We start from the raw sequence: 19,888 nt of genomic DNA, 5'->3' as shown, positions 1-19,888 counted from the left end.
AACCGGGGCTAGGGGACCTGGCGCTGCTCCGGACCGTTGTAGGCGCTGAGCGGACGGATCAGGGAGTTCGAAGCGGTCTGCTCCATGATGTGGGCGGTCCATCCCGTGATCCGTGCGGCGATGAACAGGGGCGTGAACATCTCGGTGTCGAAACCCATCAGGTGATAGGTGGGGCCGGCCGGGTAGTCGAGGTTGGGCTTGATGCTCTTCGCCTCGTCCATCGCGGTTTCCAGCCCGCTGTACAAACCGAGCAGTTCCGGCCGACCAAAGTGCTCGACCATTGAGTCCAGCGCGGACTTCATCGTGGGAACCCGCGAGTCACCGTTCTTGTAGACCCGGTGGCCGAAGCCCATCACCTTCTTCTTCTGGGCGAGGGCATCCTCCATCCACGCCTTCGCGCGGGCGGCAGCCTCCTCGCGGGACTCGTCGGTGCGGATGCCGATCTCCTCGAACGTGTGCATGACGGCCTCGTTCGCCCCGCCGTGCAGCGGTCCCTTGAGGGCACCGATTGCACCCGTCACCGCCGAGTGGAGGTCAGCCAGGGTGGACGTGATGACCCGGGCGGTGAAGGTCGACGCGTTGAACGAGTGCTCCGCATAAAGCACCATCGACACGTTGAACGCGTTGACCACCTCGGGCGCTGCCTCCTCGCCGAAGGTCATCCAGAGGAAATTGGCCGAATAGTCGAGATCGTCCCGTGGGGCCACAATGTCGTCACCATGGCGACGGCGCTGGTCGTAGGCGACCACGGCAGGGAACGCCGCGAACAGTTCCATCGCCTTTTCGAGGTTGGCCTCGGGAGAGGAATCCGATGCTTTGGGATGGTTTGCTCCGAGTACCGACACGGCGGTACGGGCAACGTCCATCGGGTGGCAGGTGGTGGACAGCAGGTCGATCGCGGCCTTGACGTTGTCGGCCAGCGCGCGGTGGCTGCGCTCGAATGAGGTGAACTCGGCGAGCTGGTCCTCCGTTGGCAGTTCGCCGTGCCACATCAGGTAGGCGACTTCCTCGAAGCTGCAGTTGGCAGCGAGTTCCTGCACCGGGTACCCGCGGTACAGCAGGGAGTTGGTGTCGGAGTTGACCATTGAGATAGCTGTGGTGTCGACCGTGACTCCGGCTAGCCCTTTGTAGATCTGCGTTTCTGTCGTTTCTGTCATGGTGACTCCTGTTCAACGGCGGAAGGGGCCTGCTGCGTCGCGTGCTCCGGTGAACCGGGCACCTGAAAATTGAAAACCGAGGTGTCAAAACGGTTGTAAGCCTCGTAGTCCACGAGCTCGTATAGCCGGGCCCGGGTCTGCATGGCACCGACGGCGCCCTGCTGGGTGCCGTCGGCCTTGATGATTTCCAGCGTACGCTCCGCCGCGCCCATTGCACTACGCAGCAAGGTCACGGGATAGATGACCATGTTGACGCCGGCCGAGGCTAGCTGGTCCAGGGTGAACAGCTCGCTCTTCCCGAACTCGGTCATGTTGGCGAGGATGGGGACGTCGACGGCATCGCGGATGGCCTGGAATTCGGTCAGGTCCCGCATTGCCTCGGGGAAGATGGCGTCGGCGCCGGCGTCGACCAGGGCCTTCGCCCGGTCCTTGGCCGCGTCGAGGCTGTCGGTGCCGCGGATGTCGGTGCGGGCCATGATGAGGAAGTTCGGATCCCGGCGTGCGTCGGCTGCGGCCCGGATGCGCTTGGTCGCCGTGTCCAGGTCCACCACATTCTTGCCGTCCAGGTGGCCGCACCGTTTGGGGTTGAACTGGTCTTCGATGTGGCACCCCGCGAGCCCGGCGTTTTCCAGTTCCTGAATGCTGCGTGCAACATTCATGGGCTCGCCGAAGCCGGTGTCGGCGTCGACAATTGACGGCAGATCGGTCATCCGGGCGATCTGCCCGGCACGGGTGGCCACCTCGGTCAGGGTTGTCAGGCCGATATCGGGCAGGCCCAGATCATTGGCGAGGACCGCGCCGGAGATGTAAACGCCGTCGAACCCCTTGTCCTCGATCAGCCGCGCCGACAGTGGATTGAACGCACCGGGGAACTGCTGGATGCGTCCTGAGGCGAGCCCCTCCCGGAAGGCGATGCGCTTCTGCTCGGGGGTAGTCGATGAGTACAACATTTAGAACAGTCCCTTCGGGGCGGTGGCGGGGTCGATCACGCCGGGGGCGGCGACCAGGTTGAGCTGGTCCAGTTCGCCGGCAACCAGCTCGGGGAGACGCTCGACGACGGCGAGGAACCTGTCGATCTCGGCTTCGTCGACAATCCGGTGCCCGTCCTGGCCGGCGGCCAGGGTGCGGAGCTTGTTGATGTATTGCTCCCGGGCGAACGGGCGGGCACCCAGGGGGTGGGCGTCGGCGACGGCCAGCTCATCGGTGATGACCGTTCCATCGGTCAGGGTGATCTCCACCCGGCCGCCGAAGGCTTTCTCGCTGATGTCCAGGGAGTGGTAGCGCCGGGTCCACTCCGGGTCCTCGAGGGTGGTGACCTTGTGCCAGAGTGCCACGGTGTCGCTCCGGCCAGCCCGCTCGGGGGTGTAGGAGTCGACGTGGTGCCAGGAGCCGTCCTGCAGGGCCACCGTGAAGATATAGGGGATCGAGTGGTCGAGGGTTTCGCGGGAAGCGGTGGGATCGTATTTCTGCGGGTCGTTCGCCCCGGATCCGATGACGTTGTGGGTGTGGTGTGAGGTGTGGATGACGATCGACTGCACCAGCTCCGGGTCGGTGGCCTCGGGGTGCGCTGCGTTAAGTTTGCGGGCGAGGTCGATCAGGGCCTGCGCCTGGTACTCGGCGGAGTGCTCCTTGGTATAGGTGTCGAGGATGGCACGCTTCGGTTCGCCTGCGGCGGGCAGTGGCACCTCGTAGCGGCCGTCGGGGCCGTCCAGCAGCCACGCGATGAAACCGTCTTCACCCTCGTAGATGGGGGTGGGGGAGGTCTGGCCGCGCATCGCCCGGTCCGCCGCCTCGACCGCCATCTTTCCGGCGAATGCTGGGGCGTGGGCCTTCCAGGTGGAGATCTCGCCCTTCCGGGACTGCCGGGTGGCGGTGGTGGTGTGCACGGCCTGACCGATGGACTGGAAGATGGTCTCGACGTCGAGATCCAGCAGGGTGCCGATGCCGGCGACGGCGGACGGGCCGAGGTGCGCTACGTGGTCGATCTTGTGCTTGTGGAGGCAGATGGCTTTGACCAGGTCCACCTGGATCTCGTAGCCGGTGGTGATGGCGCGCAGCAGGTCCCGTCCGGACCGGCCGGCGTGCTGGGCGACGGCGAGGATCGGCGGGATGTTGTCGCCCGGGTGCGAATAGTCTGCGGCCAGGAACGTGTCATGGTAATCCAGTTCGCGGACGGCGACGCCGTTGGCCCAGGCGGCCCACTCCGGGGAGGACTTTTCCTGGATCCCGAAGATGGTGGCGCCCGCACCGTGGGACGACGACGGGTGGCTGGTGGCCTGCGCACGCGCAGCTACCACCGGGGCACGGTTGAAGGAGGCAACCGCCACCGAGGCGTTGTCGATGATGCGGTTGATGACCATGTCGGCGACGTCGGCATCCACCTCCACCTGGTCGGCGGCGACCAGTGCCAACCGGTAGGCGAGCTGCCCCTCGCGGACCAGGTTTTCGTCGCTGCGGTGGGTACGGACCAGATGATGTTCAACCATTGAGGTGAGCCTTTCGGGGTGGGACGGTGCCGGCGTCGAAGCTGTGTTTCGAGGCCAGTAGATGGTCAAGACTGTTGTGGAGGTGGATGGTGGTGGCCGCGGCGGCCCGGTCGGGGTTGCCGCGGGCGATGGACCGGGCAATCTGGGCGTGTTCGGCGGCGGAAGCCAGCAACCGGTCGCTGTTGTCTTTCGCGAGCCTCCTGATCCGAACCAGTTGGGCACGCAGCTGGTTCTGGGCCTGGCGGAGGAACTGGTTGTCAGCGGCGTCGTCGACGGCGTCATCCAGGTCGGAAACCAGGGCGTAGTAGTCGCGTTGATCCGGGTCCTCCCCGGTGATGAGGTTTCCTGCGGTTTCGAAGCGGTCAGCGAGCGCGGTGAACACTCCCGGATCGCGGCGGTTCGCGGCCAGCTCGGCGGCCTTGCAATCCAGTGCCAGCCGGACGTCGAAAAGCTGGGTCATCTTCTCCAGCGAGATATCGGTGACAACGACGCCACGGCCGGTCTGCGCCGCGGTGAGCCCCTCTGCACCCAGCCGGGCGAGTGCCTCCCGCAGGGGTGTCCGGGAGACGCCAAGCCGGGCCGATTGCTCCACCTCGGCGAGCACGGTGCCGGGGACCAGCCGCCACTCGACAATGTCGGATTTCAGCGCAGCATACGCTCTGTCGCTGGCTCGCACTGATCCTCCTGTCGTCGTTGACGTGACCCTGGAAACTGCTACTCTGTCTAGCAAATGTATACACAGGGGCTCTGAAGTGCAAGATAAGCGGCCTTTCGCGGCGAGTAAATGATAGCTGTGTATACATGCCAATCGTCCGCCGAGTGGTGAGTTCTGAAGATTTTGAGGGCCCTGGATCATCCGAGCTCACGGTTCGGGTCAGGGGTGGCGGGCCTCAGTAGGATGACAGCACAACACATCGACGTGGAGGACACCGGATGAGCCAGGACTATCGCACGCTGCATCGCCAAAGCCTTGAGGCTCCGGACGTGTTCTGGCTTGACGCGGCGCGCGCCGTTGACTGGGTCCAGGAGCCCTCCACTGCGTTGGACAGCAGCGCGGCGCCGCTCCACCGCTGGTTTCCCGACGGCGAACTCAACACGTCCTACAATGCGCTGGACCGCCACGTGGAAGCGGGTCGTGGCGACAGTACCGCCCTGATCTACGATTCGGCGATGCTTGGTCTGGTGCGGCAGTACACCTATTCGGAGCTCCGCGATGAGGTAGCGTGCTTCGCCGGAGTGCTGCGCGCCCAGGGAGTGGCAAAGGGGGACCGGGTAGTGATCTACCTGCCCATGGTGCCCGAGGCGCTCATCGCGATGCTGGCCACCGCCCGGCTTGGCGCAATCCACTCAGTGGTTTTCGGTGGGTTTGCCGCGAAGGAACTCGCCTCCCGGATCCAGGACGCACGCCCCACGGTGGTGGTGACGGCGTCGGGTGGTCTGGAGCCGCGCGGGCCGATTGAGTACCTGCCAGCCGTCGACGAGGCACTGAGTCTGGGCGATCACCGGGTGGGTGCAGTGATCGTGAAGTCCCGGAAGGGGTTTGTTCACCAGGTGTCCGAATACGGTTCGGCGTCGGACGCCCATGGATCGGACACACTCGGATCGGACACGCGTGGATCGGACACAGCATGGCTGGACTGGGACACCGAACTTGCCACCGCCGAGCCCGCCGATCCGGTGCCTGTCCTCGCGACCGACCCGCTCTACATCCTGTACACGTCGGGCACCACAGGGTCGCCCAAGGGCGTGGTGCGGGACAACGGCGGCCACGCCGTGGCTCTGACCTGGTCGATCAGGAACATCTTCGGCATCGGCCCGGGAGATGTGATGCTGACGGCGTCCGACGTCGGGTGGGTGGTGGGCCACTCCTACATCGTCTACGCCCCGCTGCTCGCGGGTGCCACCACTGTGCTGTACGAGGGGAAACCGGTGGGCACCCCCGATGCGGGTGCGTTCTGGAGGTTGATCAACGACCACCGCATCAACGTCCTGTTCACAGCGCCCACCGCACTGCGTGCGGTCCGGAAGGTGGATCCGGACGCGGCCCTGCTCTCGGGCTATGACATCTCCAGCCTCCGGTTGCTGTTCTGCGCGGGGGAGCGGCTCGACATTGACACCTACCGCTGGGCAGGCAAGACGCTCGGTGTCCCCGTGATCGACAACTGGTGGCAGACCGAGACCGGCTGGCCCATCTGCGCCAATCCGCGGGGCATCCAGGAACTTCCCCTGAAACCGGGGTCACCGACCCTGCCGCAGCCGGGATACAACCTGGTGATTCTCGACGCCGGCGGGCAGGAAGTGCCCGTCGGGACGGAAGGCAACATCGCGTTGCGGCTCCCACTTCCGCCGGGAACGCTCCCCACGCTCTGGGGAAGTGACGAACGCTACATCAGCTCGTATCTCAGCGCGTTTGACGGCTTTTATGTCACCGGTGATTCCGGCTACGTCGACGACGATGGCTACGTCTTCGTGATGGGCCGCACCGACGACATCATCAACGTGGCCGGGCACCGGCTGTCCACCGGCGCCATCGAACAGGTGCTGGCGCAGCACCCTGCCGTCGCCGAGTGCGCGGTGATTGGCCTGGCGGATCCGCTGAAGGGCCAGCGCGCCAGCGGCTACGTGGTGCTGAAAGCGGGGGTGCACATTGATCCCGCCGCGCTGGAACAGGAACTGGTTGCCCTGGTGCGGACCCAGATCGGGCCGGTCGCCGACTTCAAGCAGGCCATGGTGGTGGACGGGTTACCGAAAACGCGCTCCGGGAAAATTCTTCGCAAGACCATGCGGCAGATGGCCTCCGGGGAGGATTACGTGGTGCCCTCCACCATCGAGGACCAGAGTGTGCTTGATGCCATGGAGCCGATCCTCCGGCCAGACGCGGCCCCCTCCGCCCCCACGATTCCAGAAGGTTAGACCTCAGGTTGAAACTAAAGGCTCGCGGTCAGGTGCAACGGATTTCCCCGCGCGGATGCGGCACCGGTTGTAACGTTGAGGGCAGGTAAGAGGCAAAACTTTCAATAACGCGAATAAACGGAAGCGTGGATACATACGTGAGTAGCGAACAGGGTTCCACAACTCTGAAGGACGTCGAGATCGGGCCGACGGGCCGCCCGGTCACAGTGTTTCCCGAACCACCGGTCCTGTCCTCACACGGGCCGGCCCGTGTGATTGCGATGGTGAACCAGAAGGGTGGTGTCGGCAAGACCACTTCCACCATCAACCTGGGCGCAGCGCTCGCCGAAGCCGGACGCCGGGTACTCCTGGTCGATTTCGACCCGCAGGGCGCACTCTCAGCGGGTCTGGGCACCAACCCTCACGAGCTCGATGTGACCGTCTACAACGTACTGATGGACCGCAAGGTGCAGATCCAGGACGCGATCCAGACCACCGCGTTCGAAAATGTCGACCTGTTGCCCGCCAACATCGACCTGTCGGCCGCTGAGGTGCAGCTGGTCAACGAGGTGGCCCGTGAACAGGTACTGGATCGTGCCCTCCGGAAGGTGTCGGACGACTATGACGTCATCCTGATCGACTGCCAGCCCTCTCTGGGGCTCCTGACGGTCAATGCGCTCACCGCAGCGCACGGCGTGATCATCCCGCTGATCTGCGAATTCTTTGCACTGCGTGCGGTCGCCCTGCTGGTCGAAACGATCGAGAAGGTCCAGGACCGGTTGAACCCCCGTCTTCAGGTGGATGGCGTTCTGGCCACCATGTACGACGCTCGGACCCTGCACAGCCGCGAAGTCATCGCACGGCTGGTAGAGGCGTTCGGAGACAAGGTGTTCGAAACGGTCATCAAGCGCACCATCAAGTTCGCTGACGCCACGGTCGCGGCCGAACCCATCACGTCCTACGCGGCGAACCACTCGGGAGCCGACTCCTATCGCCGACTGGCGAAGGAACTGATCTCGCGCGGCGGCGCCCCCTAACGATGCAGCGCGCTGCGCAGCCCACCTCTCATGCATGACGTCCGTCCCGACGCGGCGGAGCCAACCGGTTTCACGGTCCGGCTGGAGAACTTCAACGGGCCGTTCGACCTGTTGCTTGGGCTCATCTCCAAGCATGAGCTGGACATCACCGAGATAGCCCTGGCGACGGTCACCGACGAGTTCATCGGCTACATCAAGGCGTTTCAGGGGACCGACGCGGATTTTTCGCTCGATGAAGCCAGCGAATTTCTGGTGATTGCTGCCACACTGCTGGATTTGAAGGCCGCGCGGCTCCTACCGGACGGCGAGGTGGAGGACGACGAGGACGTCGCGCTGCTCGAAGCGCGGGATCTGCTGTTCGCCCGGCTGCTGCAGTACAAGGCTTTCAAGGAGATCGCCCGACAGCTGGGGGAGCGACTGGCCGAGGAAGGCAAACAGTTCCCACGGCAGGTGAGCCTTGAGCCCGCCTTCGCGTCGATGCTGCCTGAACTGACCTGGCGCACCACCCCGCAACAGTTCGCGAGACTCGCGGCCAAGGCGCTGGAGCCCCGTGAGCCTGCTCCCACCGAGGTGGGTATCGCCCACCTGCACGGCTCAACGGTCAGCGTCCGTGAACAGGCCGAGCTGTTGGGGATCCGGCTGCGGCGGGGGCACCCGCTCTCCTTCCGCCAGCTCACCCAGGACGCGGAGGACATGCTCACGGTGGTGGTCAGGTTCCTGGCGTTGCTGGAAATGTTCCGCGATGCCGTGATCTCCTTTGATCAGGGCGCACCGCTGGGGAACCTGACCGTGCGGTGGTCCGCCGACTTCGAGAACTGGTCACCGGCGTCGATCAGTGAGGAATACGACCAGCCAGCCCCCACCCCACCCGCACTGGAAGGACCGAGTTGAAAGACCACCAGCCAGACGTCGACGAACCCCTTTTTGACGCCTCGGGCGAGCCGGGTGGCCTCAAAGCCGCCCTCGAGGCGGTGCTGATGGTGGTCGACGAACCGGTCACCGCAACGCAGCTTGCCACCGCCCTGCTGGTGCCGGTTGACGAGGTGCGCGAGCTGCTGGTGGAACTGCAGCAGGAGTATGACGGCTATACTGGTCAGGGCCCGGAAGGGCACACCACCGAACCGGCGTCTTCACAGCCGCGTGGCTTCGAGCTACGCAGCGTCGCCGGAGGATGGCGAATTTTCTCGCGCAGCACGTTTGCGCCGGTAGTGGCGAAGTTCGTGCTCGAAGGACAAAGCGCCCGCCTGTCACAGGCAGCTTTGGAAACCCTCGCCGTCATCGCCTATCGGCAACCGGTGTCTCGGGCAAGAGTTTCGGGAATCCGCGGAGTGAACGTGGATTCGGTGGTACGCACCCTGGCGCTCCGCGGTTTGATCGCCGAAGCGGCAACCGATCCTGAAACAGGCGCAATCCTGTACGGAACAACCCAGTACTTTCTGGAAAGATTAGGGATAGGCAGCGTTGCCGACCTGCCGCAGCTTTCACCACATCTACCCGGGTTGGAAAACCTCGGTGACTTTGATGACACCACTTACTAAATACGCTAGCTAAAAGGATATTCAATGACACAGGCGCCACGTTCCGGCTCCGGCCGCAACAACCCCAAACGCGACGAAGGCGGTCCCCGCGAGGGCGCGCCCCGCGGCGGGTCTGCACGCGGCGGTGCCCCCCGCGCCGGTTCGGGGTCAGCGCGCGGCCGTTCGGCACGTGACGCCTTTGGCCGTGGTTCGGCCGCAGGCGCCGGGCGCGACGGTGACTCCCGCCCAGGCTCGTCACGCGATGGCGCCGGCCGCGGCGCCGGTTCGGACCGCGCCGGTTCCGACCGTGCCGGTTCGGAGCGTTTCGGTGCGGAGCGCGCTGGCGAACGTCGCGGCCCAGCACGTGAAGGCGCCAAGCGTCAGGGTCCCGCCCGGGGCAGCGCTGCGCGCGGGAAACCAGCTCGCGACGGTGCACCCCGCGGCGAACGGCCAACCGGTGGCGGCTACCGCGGTTCGGCTGAAGGTTCCGGCGAGGGCCGCCCGTTCGCTAACCGCACGCCCAAGCCCGCTGGGGCCAAGAAGGCCGGCAACCGGCAGAAGCCTGCCGGGCCCAAGGCCTTCGGCCGTGAACGTTTCGGCAAGAGCCTCGGACCGGTCCGCCGCCCCAAGGCCCAGGGTCCCAAGGCGCTGCCCGTGGACCGGCTCGACGTCCACAACCCCGACGGCGTGCGCCTGCAGAAGATCATGGCCTCGGCGGGAGTGGCCTCGCGCCGCGTCTGTGAGGAAATGATCGAGGACGGCCGCGTCGAGGTTGACGGCACCATCGTCACCGATCTTGGCGTCCGCGTCGATCCCGCGAAGGTGGCCATCCACGTGGACGGCATCCGGCTGCAGCTCAATGACCACCTGGTGTATTACGTCTTCAACAAGCCCAAGGGCGTCGTCTGCACCATGGAGGACCCCGAGGGTCGTCCCTGCATCAGTGACTACCTGAAGAACAAGAACGAAAACGAGCGGCTCTTCCACGTGGGCCGTCTCGACGTCAACACCGAGGGGCTGCTGCTCCTGACGAACGACGGCGAACTCACCAACCGCCTCACCCACCCGTCCTATGAGGTTCCCAAGACCTACCTGGTGCAGGTGCGGGGACCGATGGCCCACGGTATCGGTGCGCAGATGCGTGAAGGCATCGAACTCGAGGACGGCATTGCCAGCGTCGACTCGTTCCGCCTGGTCGACTCCACCCCGGGACACATTCTGGTGGAGGTAGTCCTCCACTCCGGCCGCAACCGCGTGGTCCGCCGCCTGTTCGAAGCTGTCGGCCACCCCGTTGAGCGTCTTGTCCGCACCCAGGTGGGCCCCATCCGGGTCAACGACCAGCGCCAGGGCAGCATCCGGGTCCTCGGTAACCAGGAAGTCGGACACCTGCTGGCAGCGGTGGGACTCTAATACATGCCTGGCGCTAACAACGGCGGCACCCACCTGTCCGGTCCCGTGCTCATTGTGGGCACGGGGCTTTTGGGCGCCAGCATAGGGCTGGGGCTGCGGGCGCGGGGGATCGACGTCGTCCTCACCGACATCTCACCGTCCACCCAGGCGGTGGCCGAGGATATCGGCGCGGGACGCTCCCTCACCCCGGCCGAGTCCCTCGACCCGGAGCTTGTTGTCATCGCTGCACCACCCGATGTCACTGCGGACCTGGGGATCAAGGCCCTCTCCGACTACCCGAACGCCGTCGTCGTCGACATCGCCAGTGTGAAAGCGTCGGTGCTTGACGAGCTGGAAACCGCTGTCGACGAAACGGCGCTCAGCCGGTACGTGGGGACCCACCCCATGGCGGGTCGCGAGAAGTCGGGACCGGTCGCCGCCAGCGCCGAACTCTTCACGAGCATGCCGTGGGTGGTATGTGCGGGCACACAGAGCACCGCCGCCGCAGTCAGGACCGCCGAGGCGCTGGCGATTGACCTTGGCGCCGTCGTCGCGCGCATGAGCGCCGAGGAGCACGACCAGTCGGTCGCGCTGATCTCCCACCTGCCGCAGGTGCTGTCCTCATTGGTGGCCAGCCGGTTGCAGGATTCACCGCCGCACGCCCTCGCCCTGGCCGGCAACGGGCTGCGCGACGTCACCCGGATTGCCGCCAGCGACCCGCGGCTCTGGGTCCAGATTCTCTCCGCCAACGCCGAACGGCTGGTCGAGATCCTGTACGGGGTGCGCGAGGACCTGAACCGGCTGATCGGCACCCTCGAGAACCCCACCGGCGCGGGCTCCCGCCTCGACATGGCGCAACTGATTTCCGAGGGCAACGTGGGCCAGGCCCGCATCCCCGGCAAGCACGGTACTCCACCCGAGGCGTTCGCCCGCATGACGGTCCTGGTCGACGACGTCCCCGGACAGATCGCGCGCCTGCTCACCGAGATTGGCGACGCCGGGATCAACCTTGAGGATCTTCGGCTGGAACACTCGCCCGGACGTCAGGTCGGCATGGCCGAAATATCCGTGGTGCCCGGCAAACGGCATGACCTTCTCGAGTTCCTCACCGCCAATGGTTGGAAAGTGGTCCAGTGAACACCCCCCATTCCTTGTTCCGCATCGGCAAGTCACTCGTCGTTGCCATCGACGGGCCCTCGGGCTCCGGCAAGTCCAGCGTCAGCCGGGAGGCCGCGCGTCAGCTGCACGCCGCCTACCTCGACACCGGTGCCATGTACCGGGCGGTCACCTGGCACTGCCTGGCGGAAGGGGTGGACCTGGACGACGGCGCCGCTGTCGAGCACGCCGCCCGCACCATCGAGTTGGGCATCAGCACCAAGCCGGATCACGAGTCCGTGACGGTCGGCGGCACTGATGTCACCGACGCGATCCGGGAGCCCCGGGTGTCCGACGCCGTCTCGGCCGTCGCCACCACCATGGGCGCCCGCAGCGAACTGATCCGTCGGCAACGCCAGATCATTGCCGACTCGGGTCACCGGATCGTCGCCGAGGGCAGGGACATCACCACCGTCGTCGCGCCCGACGCGGAAGTGCGCATCCTGCTGACCGCGAGCGATGCAGCACGCCTGCGCCGCCGCGGCGACCAGCTCGGCGGCACGCAGACCGACGCTCAGCTGCACGACCAGGTCCTGGGCAGGGACACCAAGGACTCGGCAGTAGTTAATTTTCACCAGGCCGCAGATGGCGTGGTTACCGTAGATTCATCGGAACTCGATTTTGAGCAGACCATCACGGCCGTGCTCGACGTCGTTCGAACCGTTGCACACTGACACAAAGGAATGCACTCATGACTGACAACCAGGCCCGCCCTGACACTGAAGGGGCAGAAGAGTTTGAGCCGACCGGCGAGGACTCGATTGCGGAGCGCCTGGCCGGAATCGACGACGACGAAGCGGAGGTCCGCGCCCGGTCCCTCCGGGCAGGACTCGACGACTATGAGCTCGACGAAGAGGACGCGGCGCTGCTTTCCCTGCAGCCCGAGAACTACGACGCCGACGCGCCGTTGCGCCTCGACCCGGTCCTCGCCATCGTGGGTCGGCCCAACGTGGGCAAGTCCACCCTGGTGAACCGCATCCTCGGTCGCCGCGAAGCAGTCGTCGAGGACACCCCCGGCGTCACCCGTGACCGGGTCATGTACTCGGCGACCTGGAACGGCCGTGGATTCACGCTCGTGGACACCGGCGGCTGGGAGCACGACGCCCGGGGCATCCACGCCCGGGTCGCCGACCAGGCCGAGATCGCCGTCGACATGGCCGACGCCGTCCTCCTGGTGGTCGACGCGACGGTTGGCGCCACTGCCACCGACGAAGCCATCGTGCAGATGCTGCGCAAGAAGAAGAAGCCGGTCATCCTGGTCGCCAACAAGGTGGACGACATCCAGAACGAAGCCGACGCCGCCACCCTGTGGGGTCTGGGCTTCGGTCAGCCGTGGCCCGTCTCGGCCCTCCACGGCCGCGGTACCGGCGACATGCTGGACCAGGCACTCGAGGTGCTGCCGAAGTTCTCGGCCCACGGTGGACTGGAACGTTCCGGCGGACCCCGACGCGTGGCGTTGATCGGCCGTCCCAACGTTGGCAAGTCCTCGCTGCTGAACAAGCTGGCTGGCAGCGACCGGGTAGTGGTGGATCCGCTGGCGGGCACCACCCGTGACCCCGTCGACGAGATGATCGAGCTCGATGGCCGCGTCTGGCGCTTCGTGGACACCGCCGGCATCCGCCGCCGCGTGCACATGGCGCAGGGCGCCGACTTCTACGCGTCGCTGCGTACCCAGTCGGCGCTGGAAAAGGCCGAGGTCGCCGTCGTGCTGCTGGCCGTTGACGAGGTGCTCAGCGAGCAGGACATCCGTATCCTCAACCTCGCCATGGAATCCGGCCGGGCGCTGGTGCTGGCGTTCAACAAGTGGGACCTGATGGATGACGAGCGGCGCCGCTACCTGGAGCGCGAGATCGAACAGGATCTGGCGCACGTGGAGTGGGCGCCCCGGGTGAACATCTCAGCGCTGACGGGCTGGCATAAGGACCGGCTGACCCCGGCCCTGGACCGCGCGCTGGAGTCGTGGGACACCCGCATTCCAACCGGACGCCTCAACGCGTTCCTCGGCGAGCTGGTTGCGGCCCACCCGCACCCGGTCCGTGGAGGAAAGCAGCCACGTATCCTCTTCGGCACGCAGGCCTCCTCGCGTCCGCCGAAGTTCGTGCTGTTCACCACCGGGTTCCTGGACCCGGGCTACCGCCGCTTCATCCAGCGTCGCCTGCGGGAGACCTTCGGCTTCGAAGGAACGCCGATTGAGGTCAGCATGCGGGTTCGTGAGAAGCGCGGCAAGAAGAAGTAGTCCGCTTCCGTCCAACTTTCCCCGGGTATCCGACCCACGACCGCGTGTCGCGGCGAACACGCCGACTGCTCGACGTCGACGGTGCGAGTACCTGGGGAAAGATGCACACCATGGCGGAATGGAGATCCACGTGCTACCCGGTTCGTTCAAGGGCACCGGTATGCGATAGGATTCTTCAGGTGGTTCAGCCGGTATCGGCTGGCCAATCGGGATGTGGCGCAGCTTGGTAGCGCACTTGACTGGGGGTCAAGGGGTCGCAGGTTCAAATCCTGTCATCCCGACAGCGAAAAACCCTGCCGATCTAGGCTTTGCAGCCCGGATCGGCGGGGTTTTTCTTTGCCCGATTGTGTTGTGATCAAATCTCTTCGGAACCGCCCCCGGGACTATCTTTGCTCCAGAACCCGCCGACGCACCTTACTGGCATCCACCCAGGCGTACCGGGCGAGGCTCTTCTCAACCCATTGGATGCGGACGGCCGCGTCGGTCCACCCGAGGGCGAAGGCCTTGACCGTGGCTGTGCCGCCGTCAGCGTAGGTAAGGTCGGTCCACAGCGGGATCGTTGCCTCGGTGGTATGCACGTCCGCCGGGTCAGGTGCATGCACCTGCAGGGGCCGCCGCCAGTTGCGGGCACCGGGAGCCATGCCCCAGCTGTCACCGTGAAACTTATGCGCCATGGACACGAGGATAGCCCCGGCCAATGACAAAGAGGTCTCCGGGTTTAGCATCCCGGCACCAATGACCAGAAGTCGACAGCAGTAGCCATCTCACAGCACCGTTGGAGGACATGTAGACCCTGCCGCGAACGGACGGCAGGGTCTACATGGGTTTGTGAGGCTGATGTGCCACCGCCCGAGGGGTTACGAGGTGGTGCGGGAGATTCGGCGCAGTCCTTCGGCGTCTTCGATGATAATCCGGCCGCGGCCTTGCCGGAGCAGTTTTTTGGCAGCGAAGTCGGACATGGTTTTGCTGGTGGCTTCGCGGGTTGCTCCGAGCAGTCCAGCAAGTTGTTCGTGGGTGAGTTTCACGGCTACCGAGTGCGTGAACCTGCTGCGGGGAGCCGCGTCGGCGAGTTTGAGTAAGGTCGCTGCGGTGCGGGCTGAAAGGGGGCGCAGGGCCATGTCGGTGAGACGTTCTTCCAACCTGGCGACTTGTTCGCCGAGTAGGCGGGAGATTTTCACCGCCAGTTTGGGGTTTGAGAGGAAGTGGTTTTCGACATCTGCTGCGCTGAGCTGGCACACGGTTGATTCTTCGAGCGCTTCGGCATAGTTGTCGTACATTTGCATGCCTATCAGCACCATCTCACCGAACACCGCGCCGGGTTCAAGGATTGCGATGGTGAGAGTTTTTCCATCCTCGGCTACCCGGAAAATTCGGATCCGCCCTGCTTTGAGGATGAACAGGGCTTTGATGGGTTGGCTTTGGCTGAAGACGAGTTCACCACTGTGAAAGAGCCGGGGCGGAGACACCCTGTCGAGATTATCCATGTCCTCGGCTGTGAGGTCAGCGAAGAGCTCCACAGCGTTGAGGCAGCTGAAGGGCTCTCCGGTTTCGGTCAAGGGTTCTTTCTCCCGTTCATGTGGCGCCCAAGGCGTCGTAGGTTTGCTGGCTGCGGACACGATGGTGGTGGAGCAGGCTGCCAACAGGTTCGGCGTGGTCACCGGCCACGTCGGATGATGAGGGTGGCTACCAGTCCCAGAATAAGGCCATAGACTGCGTGCCCCATCAGCGAGGCACCGGATCCCGCGTCGAGGGTGAAAAGGGGCATACCCATCATGGTGGGCATGATCAGCAGTGGGCCAAGAACCCACCACAGCATGCCATAGACAATGCCCACGACGGTGCAGATAACCAAGCCTTTTTTCAGGAGTCCAGCACCGGGTACCGTCAGGGTGAGGCCGATCAATATTGAAATCGTCAGGTGGACCAGGAAGCCGACGATCGCCGAGTTTGAGCCGACCAGTGAGGCAATCATGCCCAGCATGCCCATGGTGGCCATGAGGAACCCGAATACGATCCCGCCGGCAAGACCGCCGACGGCCCCGGCCAGGACACGGGTTCCAATTGAGGGGCCGGGGTCAGTTGCGGATCTTTTCGCCCGCGTCTCGCTATGTGGTGAACTCATGTCCTTGCCTTCCTATCCGTGGTATCCAACGATGATAGACAGGCCAGCACTGAGAGTTCTGCAATCTAGGACACAGTGGGGATCAGGGGACGAGATCATGGGCTTGGCTGTTGCTGGATGACGGCCCACCCGGTGGTGTTGGGAAACTCCGTGATCCGTGGCTGGTCCAGTGCTCCCCCCGCCAGCCCACCAGGGCCAGCGCGGGGGCGCACCGGGATCGTTCCCAGGCTAGGGCGAGGCCGACCTTGGCGGAATAGCGGTGGCGGGTACCTGGGAGGGTGTTTGCCGCAGACGGCGCCCTATCCGCCGCCTGCGGTGATTGGCTTATTCGGCTAGGGCGTTGATGACGGCGACGGCGACGTCGTGGCTGGATTGGGGGTTCTGGCCGCTAATCAGGTTGCCGTCGCGCACCACGAAGGATGACCAGTCAGGGCCCAGCTCCACTACGGCGCCCTGCTCCTGCAATGCGGTCTCCACGAACCACGGGGTGTTCTCCCCGGTTCCCCCGGATAGCTCCTCTTTGTTGGTGAACACGGTCATCCGCCGGCCCTCGAAGGCGAACCTTCCGTTTCCGTCCACTGCACTGAGCAATCCGGCAGGACCGTGGCAGAACGGAGCGATGATTCGCCCGCTGTCGTTGGCGGCGATCAGGATGCGGCCAAGGTCCTCGTTCTGAAACAGGTCAGCCATCGGGCCGTGCCCGCCTGGCAGGACCACGGCGTCGTAAATCGCGGCGTCCACTTCGGCGAGGACCAGCGTTGCGGATAGTTCATCGTCGATGGAGGTGATGTACTCCCGGAACTCATCGACTTTCTCCTGCCCTCCGGCCATTTCCGGGGCGAGGCTGACCTGGTCGAACGTCGGCTTTACCCCGCCAGGGGAGGCGATGTGGACCGTGTGTCCGGCGCCGAGGAGGGTCCGGTGGGAAACCACCAGTTCCTCGGCCCACACCCCGGTAGGGTGCTGACTACCGTCCTTCATCGTCAGGGAATCAGCGGCCGAAACGACCATCAGAATCTTTGCCATGGTGTTTTTCTCCTTTGTGATAGCAGGTAGGCCCACGCACGGAAATGTAAAGGAACCTGTGCTTAGGACCCCCGTACGGGTTCTTTTGAGGGGTCATGCGGTGAGGGTGGTCTAGTCGGTGGGGGCTTGGGAGCCCTGTGCGGTTCATCCGTAGCAGGTGCTGGGACCGGCTTTGCAACGGCCACATTCAGATGCGGCACAAGGTTTGCCTGGGAAGGCCTGCAGGATAACTAAGCGGGCGTTGTCAGGCGGCTCCACGCGCCGGATAGTTATGTTCCTGAGCGTAACGGACGCCGGTGATGATCTCGTCGATGGCAGGGCGACCAAAAGGCATGGTGGCGGTGCTTGCCCAAAACAGGGTCCGGTCCTGGTCGAGGATATAGACTCCTGGCTCGTTGAAAAGCGCCGGCTCGCCGTCGTTTATTGCTTGGGATAGGTTCAGGCCCCAATCACGGGCGGCTGCTTCGGTGAGCCCATATGCGACAGGAACACTGTTAAGGTGCCATTGGTCCACCACCTGATCGCTGCGCTCTTGCGTCTCCATGCTGACAGCCAGAACGCGTCCGATGCCAGCCGCCTTGAGATCACCAAGGCGCCGGTCGAGTTCGGTCAGCTGCTGACGACAGATCGGACAGTGCAGTCCACGGTAAAACACCACCATGGTAAAACGGCCGCCAGCTCCGGTCCCGAGGCTGAGATCACCGGTAGTTCCTCCGCGGACCAAGGCCAGGTCAAGTTCAGGTACGGGCTGCGTGGGAAGAAGTCTCATACCCCGCACAACCAGCCCCGCAACGTGGGTATTCCCCGTTATCCGCCGTCACTGCTCAACCACTCGAACGGTGACCGGCCCAGGACCCAAGTGATGGAGCAAGGTATCTATCGGGCAACGAACTTGGGTCCAGGTCGACGCGTCGATGTCTTCGAACCGCACCCTCAGATGTGGTGGAGAAGATGTTGGGGGGAAGTAGAGCGACGCTACAGGCGAGGTGAGCGGATCACGGACCAAAGACTCTATCTAACCGGGGCCAACGGGAGTTAGGTAGGAGCTGGGTAGGAAAGCCCCTCTACTGGCGACTTGAGAGGAAGGGGCACAAGATGAGCGGGAGCATCATTGCAGGATTGCGAGGGGGTGCCGCGGCTGCGAAGCGGAGCGTCCTCGTAGGCGGTCTCGTGTCAGGGCTCGTCCTCACCGGTGTGGTTTCACCGGGGAGCGCGGTCGTAGCACCGCATCACATCGCTTCAGAGACGACCGTCGAAGAGTCACCTGCCGCACTGCCGGCGCAGACTCTGCCGTCCAACCCCTCCATCCGCTTTTCGTCGCCATACCGGATTGGGTATGGATGGACAGCCTCACGCACGATCTCGGTCGGTGACTGGGACGGCAACGGCTTCAGCGATCTCATGCTGATCGCGACCGATGGCCGCCTCTTCTACTACGCGGCCAACGCTCGCGAGGGTTTCGCCTCCCCCCGCCAGATTGGGAACGGCTGGCTGGTCGCCGAGAGCGTCCAGGGTGGCGTGGACTGGAATCGTGACGGTGCGCTCGACCTGATCGCACGTTTCAAAGACGGGCGGTTGATGCTGTACCCGGGCAACGGCTCGGGTGGATTCCTCGCTGCGCGCCAGATCGGCCATGGTTGGCTGGCCTTGCGGACGTGGACGCCGGTCCAGCAGTCCGTCAATGGATTTCCCGCTGTCATGGCCACCGACACGGCCGGCATTATGCACGTCTACCCGACCAACGGCACCGGTGGCTTCCTTCCCCGTATCAGACTGGGTGGAGGCTGGCTCCCCATGCGCCAGGTCGTGGGAGCGGGCGACTGGGACAAGAACGGCCGCTCTGACCTGCTCGTTGTGGACAGCGAGGCCAGATTGCGCCTCTATGCCGCCTCATCCAGCGGCACATCGTTCCCCATGACACAGATCGGAACGGGGTGGTCCGCCTTCCCGAAGATCTTCGCCACTCAGCTCGATCCTCGTGCCCAGACGATCTGGGCGGTGCGGACGGACGGCGCCCTGTATGCCTATCCCGCGAAGTACAGCGGGCCCAACGCCGCATTCAAGCCATGGCCATCCGTCCCCGCTAAATGGGATGACACCGACTGGGAGACCTTCCCCACGACGCGCCCCGTCGTGGCCCTCACCTTCGACGGCGGTGCCTCCAATGCGGGGGTGACCTCCATCCTCAACACTCTCGATCGGTATGACGCCACGGCGTCCTTCTTCGTGACCGGCCAGTTCGCGCGTGCATATCCTGCCAGCGTGCGTGCCATGGCAGCTGAGGGATACCCCGTCGGCAACCACTCCAACACCCACCCGTACTTCCCGCAGCTCACCAACGAGGCCATCCGGCTCGAACTGGCGCGAGCGGAGGCCGCCATCTGGCCGCTCACCGGCAAGACGACCATGCCCTACTTCCGGTTCCCCTACGGCGATCGGACTCCACTCGACATCGACGTCGTCAACGGCTTCGGTTACGTCCCGTTCCGTTGGACGGTGGACACGCTGGGCTGGCAGGGGACATCCGGCGGCATCACCGCCTCGATTGTGTGCCAGCGGGTCCTGAACACGGCTCGGCCCGGCCAGATTGTTCTGATGCACGTGGGTTCCAACCCGAACGACGGCACCACCCTCGACGCCGCCGCCCTGCCCTGCATCATCGAAGGGTTGCGAGCGCGAGGCTACGGCTTCGTCTCGGTGGAGGCGCTGCTGGACTGATGGAGCGCTGCATCACCGGTGCGCGTCGCCCGACGAACCGGTGTGTAACCCCAGCTCGGGTCCGTCAACAGGCGACTTGGCCGGCGACCTTTGTGCCAGCGGCAGTCTCGCTGATCCCCTATCCTTTGGTTCACCTGGGTAGCGGCTCTACGA

At 64.8% G+C, this 19,888-nt stretch carries 18 protein-coding genes and 1 tRNA gene; 10 read left to right on the top strand and 9 right to left on the bottom strand.

What is annotated here, in order from left to right:
• Nucleotides 1-8 precede the first annotated feature (8 nt).
• From H4V95_RS12645 to H4V95_RS12630, 4 genes are read right to left on the bottom strand one after another with little or no spacing between them, the layout of a single operon-like run.
• On the bottom strand, nt 9-1,157 hold the full coding sequence (locus H4V95_RS12645; protein WP_209730807.1) for a bifunctional 2-methylcitrate synthase/citrate synthase: 1,149 nt from the start codon (nt 1,155-1,157) through the stop codon (nt 9-11).
• On the bottom strand, nt 1,154-2,107 hold the full coding sequence (prpB, locus tag H4V95_RS12640; protein WP_209730806.1) for a methylisocitrate lyase: 954 nt from the start codon (nt 2,105-2,107) through the stop codon (nt 1,154-1,156). The genes H4V95_RS12645 and prpB overlap by 4 nt, the downstream gene beginning before the upstream one ends.
• A complete protein-coding gene (locus tag H4V95_RS12635) occupies nt 2,108-3,643 on the bottom strand; it encodes an MmgE/PrpD family protein (RefSeq protein ID WP_209730805.1) in 1,536 nt (511 codons plus the stop codon).
• Nucleotides 3,636-4,319, bottom strand: coding sequence for a GntR family transcriptional regulator (locus H4V95_RS12630; protein ID WP_209730804.1), 684 nt, complete (start codon nt 4,317-4,319; stop codon nt 3,636-3,638). Before H4V95_RS12630 ends, H4V95_RS12635 begins: the two co-directional genes overlap by 8 nt.
• Nucleotides 4,320-4,576: 257 nt before the next feature.
• Here H4V95_RS12630 and H4V95_RS12625 point away from each other — a divergent pair, with 257 nt between their 5' ends.
• The 9 genes from H4V95_RS12625 to H4V95_RS12585 all read left to right on the top strand — a co-directional run bounded on the left by H4V95_RS12625 (nt 4,577) and on the right by H4V95_RS12585 (nt 14,150).
• Nucleotides 4,577-6,556 carry an AMP-binding protein gene (locus H4V95_RS12625; protein ID WP_209730803.1) on the top strand — a complete coding sequence of 660 codons (1,980 nt, stop codon included), beginning with the start codon at nt 4,577-4,579 and terminating at the stop codon, nt 6,554-6,556.
• Nucleotides 6,557-6,693: 137 nt separating this feature from the next.
• Nucleotides 6,694-7,572 carry a ParA family protein gene (locus H4V95_RS12620; protein ID WP_171585444.1) on the top strand — a complete coding sequence of 293 codons (879 nt, stop codon included), beginning with the start codon at nt 6,694-6,696 and terminating at the stop codon, nt 7,570-7,572.
• A gap of 30 nt (nt 7,573-7,602) precedes the next feature.
• Nucleotides 7,603-8,463 (top strand): ScpA family protein, encoded by an 861-nt coding sequence (locus H4V95_RS12615; protein WP_209730802.1) that lies wholly within the window; start codon nt 7,603-7,605, stop codon nt 8,461-8,463.
• Nucleotides 8,460-9,110, top strand: a complete 651-nt coding sequence (locus tag H4V95_RS12610; RefSeq protein ID WP_196867702.1) for an SMC-Scp complex subunit ScpB — start codon at nt 8,460-8,462, stop codon at nt 9,108-9,110. Before H4V95_RS12615 ends, H4V95_RS12610 begins: the two co-directional genes overlap by 4 nt.
• Before the next feature lie 24 nt (nt 9,111-9,134).
• The gene (locus H4V95_RS12605) at nt 9,135-10,499 is read left to right on the top strand and encodes a pseudouridine synthase (RefSeq protein WP_209730801.1); all 1,365 of its coding nucleotides are present in this window, start codon (nt 9,135-9,137) and stop codon (nt 10,497-10,499) included.
• Nucleotides 10,500-10,502: 3 nt separating this feature from the next.
• Complete coding sequence (locus tag H4V95_RS12600; RefSeq protein WP_196867704.1) at nt 10,503-11,615, top strand: prephenate dehydrogenase; 1,113 nt, start codon at nt 10,503-10,505, stop codon at nt 11,613-11,615.
• Nucleotides 11,612-12,307, top strand: a complete 696-nt coding sequence (gene cmk, locus H4V95_RS12595) for a (d)CMP kinase (RefSeq protein ID WP_209730800.1) — start codon at nt 11,612-11,614, stop codon at nt 12,305-12,307. The genes H4V95_RS12600 and cmk overlap by 4 nt, the downstream gene beginning before the upstream one ends.
• A 17-nt stretch (nt 12,308-12,324) precedes the next feature.
• Nucleotides 12,325-13,869 (top strand): ribosome biogenesis GTPase Der, encoded by a 1,545-nt coding sequence (gene der / locus H4V95_RS12590; RefSeq protein ID WP_209730799.1) that lies wholly within the window; start codon nt 12,325-12,327, stop codon nt 13,867-13,869.
• 207 nt (nt 13,870-14,076) lie between these two features.
• A tRNA-Pro gene (locus H4V95_RS12585) sits at nt 14,077-14,150 on the top strand.
• A 102-nt stretch (nt 14,151-14,252) separates the two neighbouring features.
• On the opposite strand, the gene H4V95_RS12580 is transcribed toward H4V95_RS12585, so the two are convergent.
• The 5 genes from H4V95_RS12580 to H4V95_RS12560 form a co-directional block, all read right to left on the bottom strand.
• The gene (locus H4V95_RS12580) at nt 14,253-14,543 is read right to left on the bottom strand and encodes a hypothetical protein (RefSeq protein WP_209730798.1); all 291 of its coding nucleotides are present in this window, start codon (nt 14,541-14,543) and stop codon (nt 14,253-14,255) included.
• A 183-nt stretch (nt 14,544-14,726) separates the two neighbouring features.
• Entirely contained in the window at nt 14,727-15,425 is a 699-nt protein-coding gene (locus tag H4V95_RS12575) for a Crp/Fnr family transcriptional regulator (protein WP_245345693.1), read from the bottom strand.
• 98 nt (nt 15,426-15,523) lie between these two features.
• Complete coding sequence (locus tag H4V95_RS12570; RefSeq protein WP_245345692.1) at nt 15,524-15,991, bottom strand: hypothetical protein; 468 nt, start codon at nt 15,989-15,991, stop codon at nt 15,524-15,526.
• A gap of 324 nt (nt 15,992-16,315) precedes the next feature.
• Entirely contained in the window at nt 16,316-17,017 is a 702-nt protein-coding gene (locus H4V95_RS12565) for a type 1 glutamine amidotransferase domain-containing protein (RefSeq protein WP_196867709.1), read from the bottom strand.
• A gap of 244 nt (nt 17,018-17,261) precedes the next feature.
• Nucleotides 17,262-17,786 carry a redoxin domain-containing protein gene (locus H4V95_RS12560; RefSeq protein WP_196867710.1) on the bottom strand — a complete coding sequence of 175 codons (525 nt, stop codon included), beginning with the start codon at nt 17,784-17,786 and terminating at the stop codon, nt 17,262-17,264.
• Between the two features lie 326 nt (nt 17,787-18,112).
• On the opposite strand from H4V95_RS12560, the gene H4V95_RS12555 reads away from it, so the two are divergent.
• A complete protein-coding gene (locus H4V95_RS12555) occupies nt 18,113-19,735 on the top strand; it encodes a polysaccharide deacetylase family protein (protein ID WP_209730796.1) in 1,623 nt (540 codons plus the stop codon).
• The last annotated feature ends 153 nt before the right edge of the window (nt 19,736-19,888 follow it).

The organism is Arthrobacter sp. CAN_C5 (assembly GCF_017875735.1).
GTDB lineage: Bacteria > Actinomycetota > Actinomycetes > Actinomycetales > Micrococcaceae > Arthrobacter_D.
This window is presented reverse-complemented; position numbering and strand designations above follow the sequence as displayed.